This is a genomic window from Allobosea sp. CER48 (assembly GCF_044752385.1).
Taxonomy (GTDB): domain Bacteria; phylum Pseudomonadota; class Alphaproteobacteria; order Rhizobiales; family Beijerinckiaceae; genus Allobosea.
This window is the reverse complement of record NZ_JBIWYK010000497.1, coordinates 1-2,144: the sequence shown is the minus strand read 5'-3', so window position 1 is coordinate 2,144 and position 2,144 is coordinate 1. Positions and strand designations below refer to the sequence as shown.

At 65.6% G+C, this 2,144-nt stretch carries 2 protein-coding genes; both read right to left on the bottom strand.

The features are described 5' to 3' along the window. The coding region (locus ACIPIA_RS14805) for a sensor histidine kinase (RefSeq protein WP_400510648.1) at nucleotides 1–1,050 on the bottom strand (1,050 nt) is incomplete at its 3' end. Between the two features lie 90 nt (nucleotides 1,051–1,140). Beyond that, on the bottom strand, nucleotides 1,141–2,144 hold a 1,004-nt coding region (locus ACIPIA_RS14800), incomplete at its 5' end, for an ABC transporter substrate-binding protein (RefSeq protein ID WP_400510647.1).

The window sequence follows — 2,144 nt, the reverse complement described above, 5'->3', positions numbered from 1 at the left end:
GGTGGCCAGCAGGTAGCGCAGCCCTTCCGGCCTGTAGTCGAGCTCGACCTCGCCGTGGAATTTCTGCGCCATGACGCGTTCGACAAGGCGCGAGCCGAAGCCCTGGCGGCGCGGCTTCGCGACCGGCGGCCCGCCGCTCTCCCGCCACTCGAAGCGGAAGGCATCCTTGCTCTGCGGCCGCCCCGTGGACCAGCCGATCGAAACCTCGCCGGCCTCCACGGACAGAGCGCCGTACTTCACGGCATTGGTCGCCAGTTCGTTGACCCCGAGCGCCAATGTCATCGCCAGGTCGGCCGGCAGCTGCAGCGGCGGCCCCTGAACGCGGATCGTGCCGAGGCCCGAGCGATGCGGGGCCAGCGCGCCCTCCACAACGGCACGGATCGGCGCGCTGCTCCAGCTCGACTGGGTCAGGATCGAATGCGCCTCCCCGAGCGTCGCGATGCGTTCGCTCAGAACCGATTGCGCCTCCTCGAGCGTCTCGGCCGAACGGAAGGTCTGGCTGGCGATGGCTGCGATCATCGCCAGCGTGTTCTTCATGCGGTGGGCGAGTTCGGCATTGAGCAGCCGGCTGTTACGCTCGGCCAGCATCTTGCCGGTCGTCTCCATCACCGTATCGATCATGCCGAGCACCCGGCCGGCCTCGTCGCGGATCGGGCTGTAACAGAAGGTGAACCAGACCTCTTCAGGGTGGCCGAACCGATCGATGGTCAGCGGGAAGTCCTCGATGAAGGTCGCCTCGCCGGCGAGAGCCTTGGCGATCATCGGGCTGATCTCGTGCCACACTTCGGCCCAGACATCCCGGAACGAGCGCCCGAGCGCAGGCGGCTTCTCGCCGAGGATCGGCCGGAAGGCGTCGTTATGGATCGTGATCAAATCGGCGCCCCAGGCGATGCACTTGGGAAAGCGCGAATTGACCATCATGCCCACGGCCGTCCGCAGCGCCGGCGGCCAGGTCTCGATCGGCCCCAGCGGCGTCTTGCTCCAGTCATACGCACGGATAGCGGCGGCCATCTCGCCGCCGCCATCCAGAAAGGCGGTATCGCCGCTCACCTGTTCCCCCCAAGTGCGAATCCGCACAGCATGCACCGAACGCGGATCAAGCGCGACGTTAAAAGACAGGCTCAGCCGAAATGCATGACGTCAGGAGCCGGAGGCTGCCTTCTTGGCGAAGCTGTCGATGAAGGTCTTCGACAGGTCGACATTGGAATTGGTCAGCTCGGGGTCGAGCAGCTTGAGCGAGTCGTACATGCTCTTCATTGCATCCGGCGTGGAGATGCCGGTGCGCGAATAGCTTTCCTGCGAGTTCTTCACAGCGCGCAGGTAAAGCGGCTTGTCGCCGAGCAGGTACTCCTCCGGCACGAGATCGGCGACATCTTCCGGCTTCGCCGTCTCCAGCCACTTCAGCGACTTCATGAAAGCGTTGACCAGCTTCTGCGTGGTGACCGGGTTCTTCTCGGCGAAATCGTTCTTGAGATAGAGCACGGCAGCCGGGTTCGCCCCGCCGAACAGCGCCTTGGTTCCGGCTTCGGTGCGAGTGTCGATCAAGGCCACGACGTCGCCGTCGGCTTCGAGCTTCGAGGTCACCGGGTCGAGATGGGAGATCAGGTCGACCTGCTTCTGCTTGATCGCCGCGACCGCACTGGCCCCGGCGCCGACGCCGATGATCGGCGCGTCGCTTGCCTTGAGGCCGGCCTTTACCATGGCGTACTGCGCGGTCAGCGCCGTCGAGGAACCCGGCGCGGTGACGCCGATCTTGAGGCCCTTGAAATCGGCCGCCGACTTGACCTTGTCGGCGAGGTCCTTGCGCACGGCGATGGTGATGGCCGGGAAGCGCCCGAGCTCGATCACCGCTCGGATGTCCTGTCCCTTCGCCTGCATGCGGATCGTGTGCTCATAGGCGCCGGTCACGACATCCACCGAACCGCCGACGAGCGCCTGCAGCGACTTGGCGCCGCCGCCGAAATCGTTGATCTCGACGTCGAGCCCCTGCTCCTTGAAGAACCCCTTCTTCTCCGCGACGGTGAGCGGGAGATAGTAGAGCAGCTGCTTGCCGCCGACGCCGAGCGTGAGCTTCGGCTTTTCGGCATTCTGGGCCGATGCGTGGGATGCCGCGCCGAGCGCGGTCGAAAGGGCAAGCGCGGCCA